Source organism: Diaphorobacter sp. HDW4A (assembly GCF_011305995.1).
In the GTDB taxonomy this organism is placed as follows: Bacteria; Pseudomonadota; Gammaproteobacteria; order Burkholderiales; family Burkholderiaceae_C; genus Diaphorobacter_A.
This window is the reverse complement of the sequence record NZ_CP049910.1, coordinates 2,316,045-2,330,534: the sequence shown is the minus strand read 5'-3', so window position 1 is coordinate 2,330,534 and position 14,490 is coordinate 2,316,045. Positions and strand designations below refer to the sequence as shown.

Sequence of the window (14,490 nt, the reverse complement as noted above, 5' to 3'; positions counted from 1 at the left end):
AATACTCAGAACGACACACGCATCCCCAGCACAACGTTGCGCCCCATCAGCGGCGCTGCGTCCTTGATGAACGAGGTGGCCGAATAGGCCAGTCGGTTCGTCAGGTTACGCGCCTTGAGGTAGACCTGCCACTCATGCTGCGTGCCGCGCCCGCCGTTGTAGGCGACGCCCACGTTGAGCATGCCGTAGCCGGGTGTCTGCGATTCAAATTCGGCCACGCGGCTCTGGCGAGCCACCTGCACCCATTCGACATTGCCATCCCACTCGCGCCATTGCGTATCGAGCCGCACGCCAAGACGCGCTGGCGCCATGCGCGGAAGATTGCTGCCGTCGTCGAGCTTGGCGCGCACTACATCACCGAACACCGTCAGGCCCAGTGCTTTGTGCAATTGCTGGCGTACCTTGGCCTCCACGCCTGTGAAAGTCGCATCGCGCTGGCTGTATTGCAACAGTTGCACGCCTTCCTGCGCGTCGAGCGTCTGTCCGTAGATATAGCCCTTGATGCGGTTGCGATACGCGGTCACGTCGAACGTGGTTGGTCCGCTGGTCTTCCTGAGCGAAAGGTCGAAGTTGTTCGAGACTTCGTTGCGAAGGTCCGTGTTGCCGATCTCGTAGGTTGCGGTTGCCATGTGGAGACCGCGCGCGTAGAGCTCTTCCGCAGTCGGTGCGCGGCTGGCGCGGCTGTAGGTCAGGCCTGCGGCATAGCCGGGCTGAAAGCGCCACACCGTCCCCAGAGACAACGAGGTGCCGTTGTGGCTGCGTTCGATCTGACTGTCCTCGGCCTCAGCGGTCTGGCGGTCGTGGCGCAACGCGGCCTCGAAGCGCCAGTTGTCGATGCGGTATTCCTCAAGCAGGAACAGCCCGGTCTTGCGGGTGAGCGTTGGCTGTACATAGGCCTCCTCACCGACTGCGCTGAACTTGCGCTGCGAAGTCTGAACACCCAGCACACCCTTCCAACCCGCAATCGGTTGATGCTCGGCTTCCACGCGCAGGTCGTACGCCTTGTTCTTGAACGTCGTGCCGATGGCACCATCCTCGATCTCATCGTGGCGGTAATCGGTCAATCCGCCGCGCATGCGGATCACGCTGAAACCCGCGAACGGATTGCGCAGTTCCCCGCGCACATCAAGGCGGTTGCTGCGCATGTCGACCACAGGTACGTCGCCTGCGGCGTGTTCTTCGTGCTCATGTTCGTGGCCGTCGTGCGATCCGCAGTGCAGATGATCACCATGCGGATGGCAGCCTTCAATATCGTGGTTGTGGCCCGGCAGTCCGTACTTGGCGTTCTGCTGGGTCACGGAGAAGCCAAGATAGCCCTGCGACCCGATCCACGACAGGCCGAGGCTACCGCCGCTCGTGCGATTGAAGCTGCCGGGCACGCTCGCGCCGCCGCTCCAGCCATTGCCGATGTCATAGTCACCTGCGTTGCGGCCCGAGATCTCTACATGGGCAGCGATGTTTCCCGCGCCGCCGGTCAACGAGACGGCGCCCGCCTTCTCGTTCGCACCCGAACCGTAGCGGACTTCCGCACTGCCTTCAACGCCTTTCTCTGGAATCGCGGTGGGAATCTTGTTGTCAAGCACATTGACCACGCCGCCGACCGCGCCCGCGCCATAGATCAGCGCCGATGGTCCGCGCAGCACCTCGATCTGCGTTGCCAGCATGGGCTCGGATGCAACCGCATGATCCGGGCTTATGGTCGAGGCGTCCTGTATCTCTGAACCGTCGGAGAGCACCTTCACGCGCGGACCATCCATGCCTCGAATGACGGGACGGCTCGCACCCGCGCCGAAATGGCTGCTGGTGATGCCCGGCTCGCCCTCCAGCGTTTCACCGAGCGTAGCCGCGCGGCTGCGCACCAGCGTATCACCTTCGATCACGCTGACAGGTGTGGTCATGTCGGACACACCGAGCGCGAGCCCACTCGATGAGACGGTGATCTCGGGCAGCGCAGCAGTGGGCTCGGATCCCTCTGCATGGACTACACCAGCGCCGGCGGTGAACATCAGAAAAATGGAAACGGACAGCGGACGCAGTGGAGCATGCGCCGGATGAGAAAAGAAAATGTGCTTCATTGCTTGATGAAAACAGGCCGCGCCAACGCACTCGGGCAACCGTGTTGCCTGACATGCGGACGCGATGAATCGATGGGGTTGTGCAACAGCGACAGTGGCCGCGACAACGACGATGAAATCGAGCGAGTGGTCAGCCCGTGTTCAGCGAACAGGCGTCATCGATTCACGCGCAGCAATCGCGCACAGCAAACAAGAAACGAAACGGTCGATGAACTCAGGCCAATAGCAATGAAGGGGGGCCGCGCGCACGAAACGGCGCGGCATGTTGGCCAAGAGGTGGGGCGGGAACATCGGCAACCGGCAGCGCAGCAGGCAATGGCTGCGCAACCGGCAAGGCATGCGCCATGAGCGCATGACCGAGCGCGATCTGGTCGAGCAATACGCACTCGGACTTGGTGTGCGCGCCGAACAGGCCGTGCAGTCCCTCCTGCGATTGCGGTGCTGCGGCCTCTCCAGCCGATTGCGTGAATTGGGCGACGACCTCAATCGCCAATGGCGCGGGCAAGCCCGATCCGTGCACCACCTTGTGCACCAAGCCAAGCGCAGGCGACAGCACCAGTGCCAGCATCAGCCAGCACATGCCTAATCGTTGTCGCAGGGAAAGGTGGGAGTTCATCGGAGAAAGTAGGCAGCCCGATCAAAACAACAAGTCACAGGCCGCGAACCCGAGAGCATAGCCCGTAAATCAGGCTCCAGACTTCAAGTGCTGTGAAAACGTCTTGCGGAACTTGTCGACCTTGGGGCCTACAACAAACGCGCAGTAGCCCTGATTGGGGTGCTGCAGGAAGTAGTCCTGATGATATTCCTCAGCCGGCCAATAGCTCTTCACCGGCTCCACCTCAGTGACGACCGGCACGCCGAAGAGCTTGTCCTGCCCGATCTCGCGCAGCAGATCGTCGATCACCTGTTTTTGCTCATCGTTGGTGTAGTAGATCGCGCTGCGATACTGCGTCCCCACGTCATTGCCCTGTCGATTGAGCGTGGTCGGGTCGTGGGTCGCGAAGAAGATCTCCAGAATCTGGCGCAGGCTGATCACGGCCGGGTCGTAGCGCAGCTTCACGACTTCGGCGTGGCCCGTATCACCATCGCAGATCTGCTCGTAGGTTGGATGATCGACCAGCCCATTGGCGTAGCCGCTTTCGACATCGGTCACGCCGTTCACCCGGTCGAACACGGCTTCCGTGCACCAGAAACAGCCACCGCCCAGAATGATGTCTTGTTCGTTGCTCATGGTTGCGGCTCCTTCGCGATGATTGTTGCTGTACGAATTATGTAGGGCAAGTATTTGACGACGGAAAATGAGGTTGTTATATTACTAACCAGTCAGTCATTAACTATTTCTTCCTCTCCTTGTTCCACGAGCCCATGTCCTCAGCCACTGAAAGCACCACCACCAAACGCGGCCGCCGCAAGGAAGCCCGTCCCGGTGAGCTGCTTGAGGCCGCGCTCGACCTGTTCGTCGAAAAGGGTTATGCCGCCACCAAGGTCGACGAGGTCGCAGCTCGCGCCGGGGTGTCCAAGGGCACGCTGTTTCTCTATTTTCCGAGCAAGGAAGAGCTGTTCAAGGCCGTGGTGCGCGAAAACATCTCGGGCCGTTTCGCCGAGTGGGAGGCCGAGCTGACCACCTTCAACGGCACCTGCAGCGAAATGGTGGAGTACGCCTTCAACGCCTGGTGGGAGCGCATCGGCTCGACCAAGGCCAGCGGCCTTGGCAAGCTGATGATGTCGGAGGTGAACAACTTTCCCGAGATCGCCCTCTTCTACCGCAACGAGGTGGTGCTGCCCGCGCAGGGACTGATCCGCAAGATGCTCCAACTCGGTATGGATTCAGGCGAGTTCCGCCAACTCGATATCGACTATGCGATCTATCTGTTCGAGGCACCGCTGATGCAGCTCGATCTGATGCTCTCCTCGCGCTCGATGTGCATCGTCAACCCGGAAAATTTCGACCCTGTGAAGTACCTGCAGATGCATGCAGAAAACCTGTTGCTGGGTTTGCGCCCGCGAGCGGCCTAGAATCAGAGGTTTGTCTGATCCAGAAGTCCGCAATTCGGAGTACCCCCATGAACATGCCTTTGAACACGCCCGCCGACACCACCAACCTCGTGGAACAGGCTCGCTTCAACATGATTGAGCAGCAGATCCGCCCGTGGCGCGTGCTGGCCGAGGACGTACTCGACCTGATGACGGAAGTGCGCCGCGAAGAATTTGCGCCTGTCGCATACCGCTCCATGGCGTTCATGGACATCGAGATTCCCCTGAACGCGTCGGTCGAAGAAGCCGAGCGCACTGGTCAAATGATGCTGCCTCCGCGCGTCGAGGCCCGCATGCTGCAAGACGCAGCGGTCAAGTCCACAGACCGCGTGCTCGAAATCGGCACCGGCTCCGGCTACATGGCCGCCCTGCTCGGCCGCAGCGGCTCGCAGGTACTTTCGCTTGAAATCAACGCCGATCTGGTCGAATTCGCCAAGGAAAACCTGAGCTCGGCTGGCATCACCAATGTCGATGTCCGCATGGCCGATGGCTCGCGCGATCTGAGCGCGGACGGCCCGTTTGATGTGATCATGGTCAGCGGTTCCATCGCCGAAGTGCCCAAGAACCTGCTCGCACTGCTCACCGAAGGCGGCCGTCTCGTGGCCGTCGTGGGTCAGGAACCCATGATGCGCACCACCGTCGTCACCCGCAAGGGCAGTAGCTTCGAAGTGAAGGAGCCGTGGGACATCGTCGTGCCGCGCCTGCTGAACTTCCCAGAACCCTCGGCGTTCAAGTTTTAATACTGAAACGTCTTTATCCTTCCAGGAAACTTTGCATGATTGCCCACATTCGCCCCAACCAACTCGCCGACTGGATCGCCGCCGCACCCGAGGGTGCCCGTCCACTCGTGCTGGACGTGCGCGAAGCGTGGGAACTGCAGACCGCGAGCATCACGCCCGCAGACTTTGAACTCGTCACGATCCCGATGGGCGAAATCACCGCCCGCCTCGCCGAACTCGACCCAGCGCGCCCCGTGGCCTGCCTGTGTCACCACGGCATGCGCAGCCTGCGTGTGGCGGGCTTTCTCGAACATCAGGGTTTTGAGCATGTCGCCAACATCACCGGAGGCATCGACGCCTGGTCAGCCGAAGTGGCCCCGTCAGTTCCCCGGTATTGAGGCGCTCGCTTCAGAGTCAAAAGCAGTTCATTCATCCGCCTGCGAACGCGCACCCCGTGCGCGGCGCAGAGCGAATTCGTCATGCCGATTTGCTGGAAGGACACCATGCCCTTTTTGCCGTCCTCGTTGCGCAAGCTCCCACTGACCCTGTCACTCGCGGTCGCTGCCAGTGCCCTCACCGCGCAGGCCGCTCAGGCGCAAAGCCTCTTCGAACTGGTTGAACAAGCCCGTGGCTACGACGCCCCATGGCAGTCCGCCAAGGCGCAATACGACGCCACGGTGAGCCGGGGCCAACAGGCCCGAGCAGGGCTGCTTCCGAGCGTTGCAGCGCAGGCCGGAGTCAGCACCGCGCACACGCAGTACCGCGTCAAGACGCCTACGATGACGGCGCAGAATTTCGATCTGCACGGCCCATCGCAGCAGGCCGCCATCGTCGCCAGCCAGCCGCTGTTCCGCCCCGCCAACCGCATCGCCTTCCAGCAAGGTCAACGCGGCGTGGAGATCGCGCAGGCACAGCTCGACGCGGCCGACCAGGATTTGCTGATCCGCGTGAGCCAGGCCTACTTCGATGTGCTCGCCGCACAGGACACGCTCAACGTCGTGCAGACGCAGAAGAAGGCGATTTCCGAGCAGCTCGCATCAGCCAAGAGCAACTTCGAGCTCGGCAACGCGACCATCACCGACTCGCGCGAAGCGCAGGCGCGCCACGATCTCGCCAGCGCACAGGAGATCGCCGCGACCAACGACCTGCAGGTCAAGAAGCTTGCGCTCGATCAGATCGTTGGCCGAGTGGGCATCGCGCCTCTGCCACTGGCCCATCCCGTCGTCCTCCCCGTTGTGGAGCCCTCGGACATCACTCAGTGGGTGGACACGGCCGAGTCCACTCAACCCGTCGTGCGTCAGGCGCAGATTGCGCTAGACGTCGCGCGCCTTGAAACAAAGAAGGCCGAAACCGGCCATCTGCCCACGGTCGATCTGCAGGCCAGCTACGGAATGCAGCGCAACCCAAACGGCATGACCTCGCAACCTTTCGTGCACTCGCGCGCGACCAGCGCAAGCGTGGGTGTGGCGCTCAACATGCCGCTGTTTGCAGGCTTTGCGGTGCAGAACCGGGTGAAGGAAACCCTGTCGCTCGAAGAAAAGGCCCAGGCTGATCTCGACAACGCCCGCCGCAACGTCGCGCAGGCCTCGCGTGCCGCCTATCTGGGCGTGCAGTCCGGCATGGGCCAGGTCAAGGCGCTGGAAGCCGCGGTCGCGTCCAGCCAGAGCGCACTCGATGCCAACCGACTCGGCTACCAAGTCGGAGTGCGGGTGAACATCGACATCCTCAACGCGCAAAGCCAGCTCTACCAGACCCAACGCGATCTCGCCAAGGCGCGCTATGACGTGCTGATGGGCCAGCTCAAGCTGCGCCAAGCCGCAGGCATTCTGGGCGATGAGGACATCGCCAAGGTTGATGGACTGCTGATGAAGTGACCAGTGGAAAGGAGCACGCCGCGAACCGGTCGCGAGCGCTCCTTCGCCACATCAGAATGTCATAGTGCGCACGCCAGACGACGTGCCCAGCAGGCAGACGCCCGCCTTCTGGTGTGCGAACACACCGACGGTGACCACGCCGGGCCACTGATTCACGGTGCTCTCGAATTCCAGCGGATCGTTGATCTTCAGGCCCCGCACGTCGATGATGTGCTGGCCGTTGTCGGTCACGAGCGGCTTGCCGTCCTTCTGGCGGATGCTGGCCGTGCCGCCGAGCGCCTCGAAGCGACGTTGAATTTGCGCAGCCGCCATCGGAATCACCTCGACGGGCAGCGGGAATTCGCCCAGCACATCGACCAGCTTGGACTCGTCGGCGATGCAGACGAACTGCTTGGCCAGTGCTGCGACGATCTTCTCGCGTGTGAGGGCCGCACCGCCGCCCTTGACCATGTAACCCTTGCCGTCGATCTCGTCCGCACCGTCGATGTAGACGGCCAGCGCCTCGACTTCATTGGCGTCGAACACCTTGATGCCGAGCGCCTGCAGACGCTCGGTGCTCGCGAGCGAGCTGGAGACCGCACCACGAATCTGGTCTTTCATGGTGGCCAGCGCGTCGATGAACTTGTTGACCGTCGAGCCGGTGCCCACGCCCACGATTTCGTCCGGCACGACGTATTGCAGCGCGGCCTGACCGACCAAAGTCTTGAGTTGATCCTGAGAAAGTGAGTTGGTTGTTGTCGTCATGGGCGAAAATCCGTGTTGAACCTTGAATTATCCCAATGTCTTTACTACCCTACGCTTTCGCTCGCCCAATTCTCTTCAACATGGACCCGGAAAAGGCCCATGAATTCACGATGGACATGCTGGCCAAGGGCCAGCGCACACCGCTGTCGTGGGCATGGTGCAACCCGATGGTGAGCGATCCCATTGAACTCGCAGGATTGAAGTTCCCCAACCGCGTGGGCATGGCCGCCGGTCTGGACAAGAACGCCCGCGTGATCGACGGACTTGCCGCGATGGGCTTCGGCTTTGTCGAAGTCGGCACCGTGACACCCAAGGGCCAACCCGGCAACCCCAAGCCGCGCATGTTCCGCCTGCCACAGGCCAACGCGCTGATCAACCGCCTTGGCTTCAACAACGAAGGGCTGGAAGCATTCATCGCCAACGTGAAGAAGTCGCAGACCCGCGCCCAGGGCAAGCCCATGCTGCTAGGCCTGAACATCGGCAAGAACGCGGCCACGCCAATGGAGAGCGCGACTAGCGACTACCTGATCTGTCTTGAAGGCGTGTATCCGCATGCCGACTACGTGACGGTCAACATCAGCTCCCCTAACACCAAGAATCTGCGCGAGCTGCAGAGTGACGAAGCGCTCGACGCCCTGCTCTTCGCCATCGCCGAGCGCCGCGAAAAACTCGCCGCCCAGCACGGCCGCCGCGTGCCGATCTTCGTGAAGATCGCGCCCGATCTGGACGAGGACCAAATTCGCCTGATCGCCGCGACGCTCAAGCGCCAGGGCATGGATGGCGTGATTGCCACCAACACCACGATCAGCCGCGATGCGGTCAAGGGGATGCAGCACAGTGAGGAGACTGGGGGGCTGAGTGGCGCTCCAGTGCTGGAGGCCAGCAATCGGGTGATTTCGCAACTGCGGGCGCAGTTGGGCCGTGGGTATCCCATCATTGGAGTCGGCGGCGTCATGAGTGCCCAAGACGCCGTCAGCAAGATTCGCGCGGGGGCCGATGTGGTGCAGATCTATACCGGTTTGATCTACAAAGGCCCCGAGCTCGTCGGCCAAGCTGCTCAGGCCATCAAGGGTATGAAGCGCTGATCTGTCTGTTTGTTGTACGAAGCCTTTGGTTTCGATGATTGGCCGTTTTGGGGCGGCAATACACCCTCTCATGCATTGTTGCGAAGCCTTACCTTCAAGGCGTACTGATCTGCCGCTTCGACACCTGGCCTGAGGGGCTGTCTTGCCGTTGGGGTGTGAGATCGGGTGCCCTGCTTGCTTCGTGGGGCTGCTGTTTTCACTGCAACAAACGTCCGGTGATTTGTCTTGTTCAACGAAAAAGCCCATCGATTTTGCGATGGGCCTTCTCATTGTTTGTGCGTCAGCGTTATTTGCTGCTGCGCATCTTCATCACGATAGGAAGGACGATGCCGCCTATGCGCATCAGCTTGGCTGGCCCCGCAATCAGTGCCGCGCCGACGGCCACGGCCACTGCGACGGGGTGCAACTTGGCGAACGCCAGAAGGCGTACCGGCAGGGGCGCTTCGGCGTCTACGCGGTCGGCGTTGCTGGCCTTCAAAGCGCGTGCCTGCTGCATCGCCAGTTGACGGGCGTGGATGCGGTCGCGTTGGGCGTCGATGCGCTTGAGCACCGCGAGTTGCTCAGGGGATGCCAGCGATGCGTTGATTTCACGCTCGACTGCCGAGGTGGTCGAACGCACGGGCTTCGGAGTGGGAGTGTTCTTGGCGTTGCTCATCACAGCCGATCCTTGACTTGCTGCCAGTCCTGCGCCAGCACGCGCTTGGTCAGTGCGAACGCATTGCCTGCACGCTTGGCTATCAACGTCAGCGCTATGAGTACGATCACCCACAGCAGCAGCCAGCCACCAGCCAGCAGCCAACCAACGGTGACACGGTTGGGGGTGTCCCAGAAATTCACCAGAATTGCGAGTGACAGCATGATGAGCGCGATCACCGTGAGGCCTCCCGCGATGACGCCGAGCACGGCGAGCGTCACGAGTCGGCGCTTCTGGTCGGCCCATTCCATGCCGGCCAGCTCCAGTCGATCTTCTGCCGCAATGGCGCCCTCGATCACGTTGGCCCGCCAACGCGCGACGAGGCCCTCCAATCCGAGCAATGCAATCAGATTCATGCGTGCGCTTGCCTCTCTAGTTGTTTTGGAATCTGCAAAAACGTGGCGTGCGCCGCGCTCCTGCAGTGACTCAACCGGTCAAACGATCAACGGCGGGCGAGCAGAAAGCCCACCAGAGCACCCACGGCCAGCGCAGCGCTGGCGACGCGCCATGGCTCGTCGTGTGCGTAGTTGTTGGCCACGCGTGCGGCTTCCTTGGCCTGATAGGCGGCTTCTTGCGCGGCGCGCACGGCGGATTCGCGCACGGTGTACATGCTGTCGTCCAGACGCTTGCGCAACTGGCGGATTTCAGGAACGCTGTCCAGATCCTTGCTGGCGAGCAGACCGCGCAGGTCACCCACGAGTTGCTCCAGATCTTCTTGTGCGCTGGCGATTTTTTCCGATGCGGTACTCATATTCAAAGCCTCTTCCTGATGGTTAACAGTTGGAACAAAGATAAACGCAAGCTATATTTGACCTTGTAGGTCCAGACCACATCTTAGCCCCTACAAGCCCGTTGATGCTACCAATTCCAAAGCACGCTGCGGGGCGAGTGCACGGCTGGCCGGGATGTTTCAAACTTTCAGGAGTCGCGCAACATGCTCGCCGATGGCCAGCGAGCTGGTCAGCCCCGGCGACTCGATGCCAAACAGATTCACCAACCCGGCGATGCCATGCACCTGCGGGCCCTGAATCACAAAATCGACCGCTGCATCCTTGGGGCTGCTGATCTTGGGACGAATGCCTGCATAGCCAGCCGACAACGATCCATCGGGCAGCGTCGGCCAGTACTTGCGCACCTCGCCATAGAAGCCCTCACCGCGCGCAGGATCGACCACCAGATCGTCCGGGCCATTCACCCATTGCACATCGGGGCCGAACTTGGCCTGCCCGCCAAGATCAAGCGTCAGATGAACGCCGAGCCCCGCCGCTTCCGGCACCGGATAGATCAGGTGTGTGAACGGGGCCTTGCCGCCCAGCGTGAAATAGTTACCTTTGGCGTAGTAGGCCGTCGGCACATGCTCGGACGCGAGGCCCGCGAATCGGCGCGCGAGGTCTGGAGCATGCAGACCCGCCGCGTTGATCACGGTTTTGGCCAGCAACTCCGTGCCGTCGGCCGCGCGCACCAAAATGCCCTCGGGCAAACATTCCGCACCAGACACGGGCGACTGCAGTGCGAGCGCACCGCCATGGTTTTCGACATCGCCGAGCAGCGACAGCATGAGCCCGTGGCTGTCCACGATGCCGGTGCTCGGCGAGAGCAAGGCGGCCACGCAGTGCAGTGAGGGTTCGAGCGCCCGCGCCTCGTCGGCGGTGAGCAACTGCATATCGTTCACCCCGTTCGCAGCAGCATGCTGGGCAATGCTGTCGAGCTTGGCGCGCTGCTCGGGCGAGGTCGCCACGATCAGCTTGCCACAGCGCCGGTGAGCGATGCCGCGCTCCTCGCAATAGGTATAAAGCAGCTCCTTGCCCCGCACGCACAGCCGCGCTTTCAGTGAGCCCTGCGCATAGTAGATACCCGCATGAATCACTTCGCTGTTGCGCGACGAGGTCTCGGTGCCGATGGCATTCGCGGCCTCGAGCACCAGCACCTCGCGGCCCTGCAAGGCCAGCGCCCTGGCCACTGCGAGGCCCACGACGCCCGCTCCTATCAGGGGACGTCTCAGAAAACGGAAAATAAAGTACGTTAAGCCATTGGCATGGCCACCGCTCTCGCAAACGATCATTTTCAAGAAGCCACCGTGAGAATGCGGGCCGCGCCAGTGCTGGCCTTGTCCGTCCCGTTCTCGAAAACCGCTCTCGAATCGAGCCGCCGAGACTGCCGAGTTTCGAGAACAGCCGAAACGCCGCTTCCAGCGGCAGACGCCACACGCAAAGCCGCGCCGTTGCTGGATCGAGCATTCCTTAGCGTGCTTTAAATTCCGTTTTCTGAATCGACCCCTATCACCACACAATCGACACTCTCTGCCACGGCTTGCCTTTCAGTCTGAATGCGCTGCATTTTCACCCATAAACCAGGCCACAAGCTGGATCTGCTTTCAGCCTGACAAACCCCGGCCTTCTGATTCGCAAATGGCCGCAAACGGGCTTTGGGCGCATGCTTGAGGTGCACTTTTTTCCCAAAGAACCCAAGGAAGACAAGCAATGGCACAGAAGATGATGGAAGGCAAAGTGGTCGTGGTCACCGGCTCGGGAGGCGGCATCGGGCGCGACATGGCGCTGGCGCTGGCGGCTGAGGGCGCGAAGGTCGTGGTCAATGACATCGGCACCTCCACCAACGGCGAGGGCACGGACGACGGCCCGGCCCACAAGGTGGTCGCCGAGATCAAGGCCGCTGGTGGCCAGGCGGTGGCCAACACCGACAGCGTCTCCGAATCCACGAGCGCTGCACGCATCGTCGAATGCGCGGTGGACAGCTTTGGAAAAATCGACGGTGTGGTCAACAACGCGGGCATTCTGCGCGACCGTTTCTTTCACAAGATGAGCCTCGACGAGTGGGATGCCGTGATCAAGGTCCACCTCTATGGCAGCTACTACATGAGCCGCGCGGCCGCCACGCATTTCAAGGAACAGGAAAGCGGCGCCTTCGTGCACATGACCTCGACCTCGGGCCTCATCGGCAACTTCGGCCAAGCCAACTACAGCGCGGCCAAGCTCGCGCTCACCGCGCTGTCCAAGAGCATCGCGCTCGACATGCAGAAGTTCAACGTGCGCTCCAACTGCATCGCTCCCTTTGCCTGGAGCCGCATGATCGGATCGATCCCCACTGACACGCCCGAGCAGCAAGCGCGCGTCGCCAAGATCCAGCAGATGACGCCCAACAAGATCGCGCCGCTGGCGGTCTATCTGCTGTCCGATGCCGCCAAGGACGTGAACGCGCAGGTCTTCGCCGTGCGCAACAACGAGATCTTCCTGATGAGCCAGCCGCGCCCGGTGCGTGGTATCCATCGCAGCGAGGGCTGGACGCCGCAGAGCATCGCCGAGCACGGCATGCCCGCGCTCAAGTCCTCGTTCTTCGAGCTGGAACGCTCGGGTGAGGTGTTCAGCTGGGACCCGATCTGAAGGAGCGCGAGCGACATGGCAATCAGCTACGAACATCTCAAACAGCGCCGCTTCTCGCCCCAGCACCAGCACTACACCGAGCGCGACACCATGCTGTATGCGCTCAGCCTCGGGCTCGGCAACGACCCCGTCGACGAGAGCGCCCTGCCCTTTGTCTATGAAGGCGCACAAGGCGGCCTGCGCGCCATGCCGTCGCTGGCAGTGGTGCTTGGCTATCCGGGCTTCTGGGCGCGCGAGAACGATACAGGCATCGACTGGGTCAAGCTGCTGCACGGCGAGCAGCGCATGCGCATCCACCGCCCGCTGCCCGCGAGTGCCGAGGTAGTGGGACACACGCGCGTCACCCATCTCACCGACAAGGGAGAGGGCAAAGGCGCGATTCTCGTGAGCGAGCGGCGCATCGAAACCGCGCAGGGCGAGCTGCTGGCCACGCTGCAGGGCGTGACCTTTCTGCGTGGCGATGGCGGCTACAGCCAGCAAAGCGGCGGCCAGCCCAGCGACGCACCGCTGCCGCCCCTCTCACCCACCCCCGAAGATCGTGCGCCCGACTTCACCGACATCCAGGCCACGCGTCCCGAAGCCGCGCTGCTCTATCGCCTGCTCGGCGACTTCAACCCGCTGCACGCGGAACCCGCCGTCGCGCGCGTGGCGGGCTTTGACCGCCCCATCCTGCACGGACTTGCAAGCTACGGCTTGGTGATGCGTGCGATTCTGCGGCAATGCGCGGGCAACGATCCCACGCGCCTCAAGGCACTGGACATCCGCTTCGCCGCGCCGGTCTATCCAGGCGAAACCTTGGTCACCGAGATCTGGCAGGAGCCCGGACAGCCCACGCAACTCCAGCTTCGCGCCCGCGTTCTGGAGCGCGACAAAGTGGTGTTAAGCCACGGCTTTGCAGAATTGAACTGAGCGATCCGCCCCAACTACAGGAGACAAGCGCCCATGAGCAATCCCACCGTATTGACCCAGGTGCAAGACGGCATCGGCATCATCACCCTCAACCGTCCGGAAGCGCGCAATGCGTTGAGCAAGGACATGCGGCTGGGCATCGCAGCGGCCATCGTCCAGATGCGCGACGACGACAGCGTGCAGGCCGTCATCATCACAGGCGCCGGGGGCGCGTTCTGCTCGGGCGGTGATGTGATCCAGATGGTGCAGTCCAACGAGGGCGGGCTGCCGTGGCGCGAGCGCATCCGCGCACTGCACCAATGGTTTCCCGAATTGGTGAATCTGCAAAAGCCAGTGATCGCGGCGGTGGATGGGCCGGCCTTTGGCGCGGGGTTCAGCCTCGCGTTGGCCGCCGATTTCATTCTTTCCACCCAGCGTGCCAAGTTCTGCGCGGTGTTTGGCCGCATCGGCCTGATTCCCGATCTGGGCGCGATGCAGTTGCTGCCGCGCATTGTCGGCCAGCAGCGCGCCAAAGAGCTGGTCTTCACCGCACGCACGCTGGGTGCATCGGAAGCCAAGGAACTCGGCATCGTCTACGAGATTCACGATGACGGCCCCGCACTGCAGGCTGCAGCGCTGACGCTGGCCACGCGCTTCAAGGCGGCCTCCACGGCAGCCATCGGCATGGCCAAGACCATCATGAACCAGGCTTTCGAGCTCGATGCGCGCGCGATGTCCGAACTCGAGGCCTATGCCCAGACCATGTGCCGTGGCTCCGAATACCACCAGCAGGCCGTGCAACGCTTTCGCGACAAACAGCCGCTGCTCTTCGACTGGGACAGGCCCGCCAAGTGAGCGAACGCTCATCGGGGCAAACCCTCTCCAAGAGCGTGTGAACCCCGACTTCTGCAAAAGCAGATTCCCAGCGGGCATGGGACGTCGCACCATGCGAACGCTGAAGTTTTGACATCCCAAAATA

16 protein-coding genes are annotated in these 14,490 nt (G+C 62.1%); 8 read left to right on the top strand and 8 right to left on the bottom strand.

What is annotated here, in order from left to right:
- Positions 1 to 5: 5 nt before the first annotated feature.
- The 3 genes from G7047_RS10475 to msrA all read right to left on the bottom strand — a co-directional run bounded on the left by G7047_RS10475 (position 6) and on the right by msrA (position 3,306).
- On the bottom strand, positions 6 to 2,006 hold the full coding sequence (locus tag G7047_RS10475) for a TonB-dependent receptor domain-containing protein (protein ID WP_240939539.1): 2,001 nt from the start codon (positions 2,004 to 2,006) through the stop codon (positions 6 to 8).
- A 283-nt stretch (positions 2,007 to 2,289) separates the two neighbouring features.
- Positions 2,290 to 2,655 carry a hypothetical protein gene (locus G7047_RS10470; RefSeq protein WP_166304598.1) on the bottom strand — a complete coding sequence of 122 codons (366 nt, stop codon included), beginning with the start codon at positions 2,653 to 2,655 and terminating at the stop codon, positions 2,290 to 2,292.
- A gap of 105 nt (positions 2,656 to 2,760) precedes the next feature.
- Complete coding sequence (msrA, locus tag G7047_RS10465; RefSeq protein WP_166304594.1) at positions 2,761 to 3,306, bottom strand: peptide-methionine (S)-S-oxide reductase MsrA; 546 nt, start codon at positions 3,304 to 3,306, stop codon at positions 2,761 to 2,763.
- 134 nt (positions 3,307 to 3,440) lie between these two features.
- Between msrA and G7047_RS10460 the strand changes: the two genes are divergently transcribed.
- From G7047_RS10460 to G7047_RS10445, 4 genes are all read left to right on the top strand, one after another.
- The gene (locus tag G7047_RS10460; protein WP_166304591.1) at positions 3,441 to 4,091 is read left to right on the top strand and encodes a TetR/AcrR family transcriptional regulator; all 651 of its coding nucleotides are present in this window, start codon (positions 3,441 to 3,443) and stop codon (positions 4,089 to 4,091) included.
- A gap of 47 nt (positions 4,092 to 4,138) precedes the next feature.
- Positions 4,139 to 4,849 carry a protein-L-isoaspartate O-methyltransferase gene (locus tag G7047_RS10455; protein ID WP_166304588.1) on the top strand — a complete coding sequence of 237 codons (711 nt, stop codon included), beginning with the start codon at positions 4,139 to 4,141 and terminating at the stop codon, positions 4,847 to 4,849.
- 35 nt (positions 4,850 to 4,884) lie between these two features.
- The gene (locus G7047_RS10450; protein WP_166304585.1) at positions 4,885 to 5,226 is read left to right on the top strand and encodes a rhodanese-like domain-containing protein; all 342 of its coding nucleotides are present in this window, start codon (positions 4,885 to 4,887) and stop codon (positions 5,224 to 5,226) included.
- Positions 5,227 to 5,331: 105 nt separating this feature from the next.
- Positions 5,332 to 6,702 (top strand): TolC family outer membrane protein, encoded by a 1,371-nt coding sequence (locus G7047_RS10445; RefSeq protein WP_166304582.1) that lies wholly within the window; start codon positions 5,332 to 5,334, stop codon positions 6,700 to 6,702.
- 51 nt (positions 6,703 to 6,753) lie between these two features.
- Here the strand turns inward: G7047_RS10445 and rpiA are convergent, their stop codons facing one another.
- Positions 6,754 to 7,446, bottom strand: a complete 693-nt coding sequence (rpiA, locus tag G7047_RS10440; protein WP_166304579.1) for a ribose-5-phosphate isomerase RpiA — start codon at positions 7,444 to 7,446, stop codon at positions 6,754 to 6,756.
- A 35-nt stretch (positions 7,447 to 7,481) separates the two neighbouring features.
- On the opposite strand from rpiA, the gene G7047_RS10435 reads away from it, so the two are divergent.
- Complete coding sequence (locus G7047_RS10435; protein WP_166304574.1) at positions 7,482 to 8,531, top strand: quinone-dependent dihydroorotate dehydrogenase; 1,050 nt, start codon at positions 7,482 to 7,484, stop codon at positions 8,529 to 8,531.
- A gap of 286 nt (positions 8,532 to 8,817) precedes the next feature.
- Here the strand turns inward: G7047_RS10435 and G7047_RS10430 are convergent, their stop codons facing one another.
- The 4 genes from G7047_RS10430 to G7047_RS10415 form a co-directional block, all read right to left on the bottom strand.
- The gene (locus tag G7047_RS10430; protein ID WP_240939440.1) at positions 8,818 to 9,186 is read right to left on the bottom strand and encodes a hypothetical protein; all 369 of its coding nucleotides are present in this window, start codon (positions 9,184 to 9,186) and stop codon (positions 8,818 to 8,820) included.
- Positions 9,186 to 9,581, bottom strand: a complete 396-nt coding sequence (locus G7047_RS10425; RefSeq protein ID WP_166304571.1) for a phage holin family protein — start codon at positions 9,579 to 9,581, stop codon at positions 9,186 to 9,188. The genes G7047_RS10430 and G7047_RS10425 overlap by 1 nt, the downstream gene beginning before the upstream one ends.
- A gap of 86 nt (positions 9,582 to 9,667) precedes the next feature.
- The gene (locus tag G7047_RS10420; RefSeq protein WP_166304568.1) at positions 9,668 to 9,976 is read right to left on the bottom strand and encodes a YqjD family protein; all 309 of its coding nucleotides are present in this window, start codon (positions 9,974 to 9,976) and stop codon (positions 9,668 to 9,670) included.
- 159 nt (positions 9,977 to 10,135) lie between these two features.
- Positions 10,136 to 11,239 carry an NAD(P)/FAD-dependent oxidoreductase gene (locus G7047_RS10415; protein ID WP_256376849.1) on the bottom strand — a complete coding sequence of 368 codons (1,104 nt, stop codon included), beginning with the start codon at positions 11,237 to 11,239 and terminating at the stop codon, positions 10,136 to 10,138.
- A 466-nt stretch (positions 11,240 to 11,705) separates the two neighbouring features.
- Between G7047_RS10415 and G7047_RS10410 the strand changes: the two genes are divergently transcribed.
- Genes G7047_RS10410 through G7047_RS10400 form a run of 3 tightly spaced genes read left to right on the top strand, consistent with a single transcriptional unit; the run spans position 11,706 to position 14,366 of the window.
- Complete coding sequence (locus tag G7047_RS10410; RefSeq protein WP_166304565.1) at positions 11,706 to 12,623, top strand: SDR family NAD(P)-dependent oxidoreductase; 918 nt, start codon at positions 11,706 to 11,708, stop codon at positions 12,621 to 12,623.
- A gap of 15 nt (positions 12,624 to 12,638) precedes the next feature.
- Positions 12,639 to 13,532: a MaoC/PaaZ C-terminal domain-containing protein gene (locus G7047_RS10405; RefSeq protein WP_166304562.1), complete on the top strand. Its 894-nt coding sequence runs from the start codon at positions 12,639 to 12,641 to the stop codon at positions 13,530 to 13,532.
- Between the two features lie 33 nt (positions 13,533 to 13,565).
- Entirely contained in the window at positions 13,566 to 14,366 is an 801-nt protein-coding gene (locus G7047_RS10400; RefSeq protein WP_166304559.1) for an enoyl-CoA hydratase/isomerase family protein, read from the top strand.
- Positions 14,367 to 14,490: the final 124 nt, after the last annotated feature.

Bases quoted from the DNA above. Each gene is read 5' to 3' on its own strand.
- msrA (WP_166304594.1), bottom strand. From the start codon at position 3,306: ATGAGCAACGAACAAGACATCATTCTGGGCGGTGGCTGTTTCTGGTGC.
- G7047_RS10475 (WP_240939539.1), bottom strand. From the start codon at position 2,006: ATGTTCACCGCCGGCGCTGGTGTAGTCCATGCAGAGGGATCCGAGCCC.
- G7047_RS10435 (WP_166304574.1), top strand. From the start codon at position 7,482: ATGTCTTTACTACCCTACGCTTTCGCTCGCCCAATTCTCTTCAACATG.
- G7047_RS10470 (WP_166304598.1), bottom strand. From the start codon at position 2,655: ATGTGCTGGCTGATGCTGGCACTGGTGCTGTCGCCTGCGCTTGGCTTG.
- rpiA (WP_166304579.1), bottom strand. From the start codon at position 7,446: ATGACGACAACAACCAACTCACTTTCTCAGGATCAACTCAAGACTTTG.
- G7047_RS10430 (WP_240939440.1), bottom strand. From the start codon at position 9,186: ATGAGCAACGCCAAGAACACTCCCACTCCGAAGCCCGTGCGTTCGACC.
- G7047_RS10450 (WP_166304585.1), top strand. From the start codon at position 4,885: ATGATTGCCCACATTCGCCCCAACCAACTCGCCGACTGGATCGCCGCC.
- G7047_RS10400 (WP_166304559.1), top strand. From the start codon at position 13,566: ATGAGCAATCCCACCGTATTGACCCAGGTGCAAGACGGCATCGGCATC.
- G7047_RS10410 (WP_166304565.1), top strand. From the start codon at position 11,706: ATGGCACAGAAGATGATGGAAGGCAAAGTGGTCGTGGTCACCGGCTCG.
- G7047_RS10425 (WP_166304571.1), bottom strand. From the start codon at position 9,581: ATGAATCTGATTGCATTGCTCGGATTGGAGGGCCTCGTCGCGCGTTGG.
- G7047_RS10445 (WP_166304582.1), top strand. From the start codon at position 5,332: ATGCCCTTTTTGCCGTCCTCGTTGCGCAAGCTCCCACTGACCCTGTCA.
- G7047_RS10405 (WP_166304562.1), top strand. From the start codon at position 12,639: ATGGCAATCAGCTACGAACATCTCAAACAGCGCCGCTTCTCGCCCCAG.
- G7047_RS10455 (WP_166304588.1), top strand. From the start codon at position 4,139: ATGAACATGCCTTTGAACACGCCCGCCGACACCACCAACCTCGTGGAA.
- G7047_RS10420 (WP_166304568.1), bottom strand. From the start codon at position 9,976: ATGAGTACCGCATCGGAAAAAATCGCCAGCGCACAAGAAGATCTGGAG.
- G7047_RS10460 (WP_166304591.1), top strand. From the start codon at position 3,441: ATGTCCTCAGCCACTGAAAGCACCACCACCAAACGCGGCCGCCGCAAG.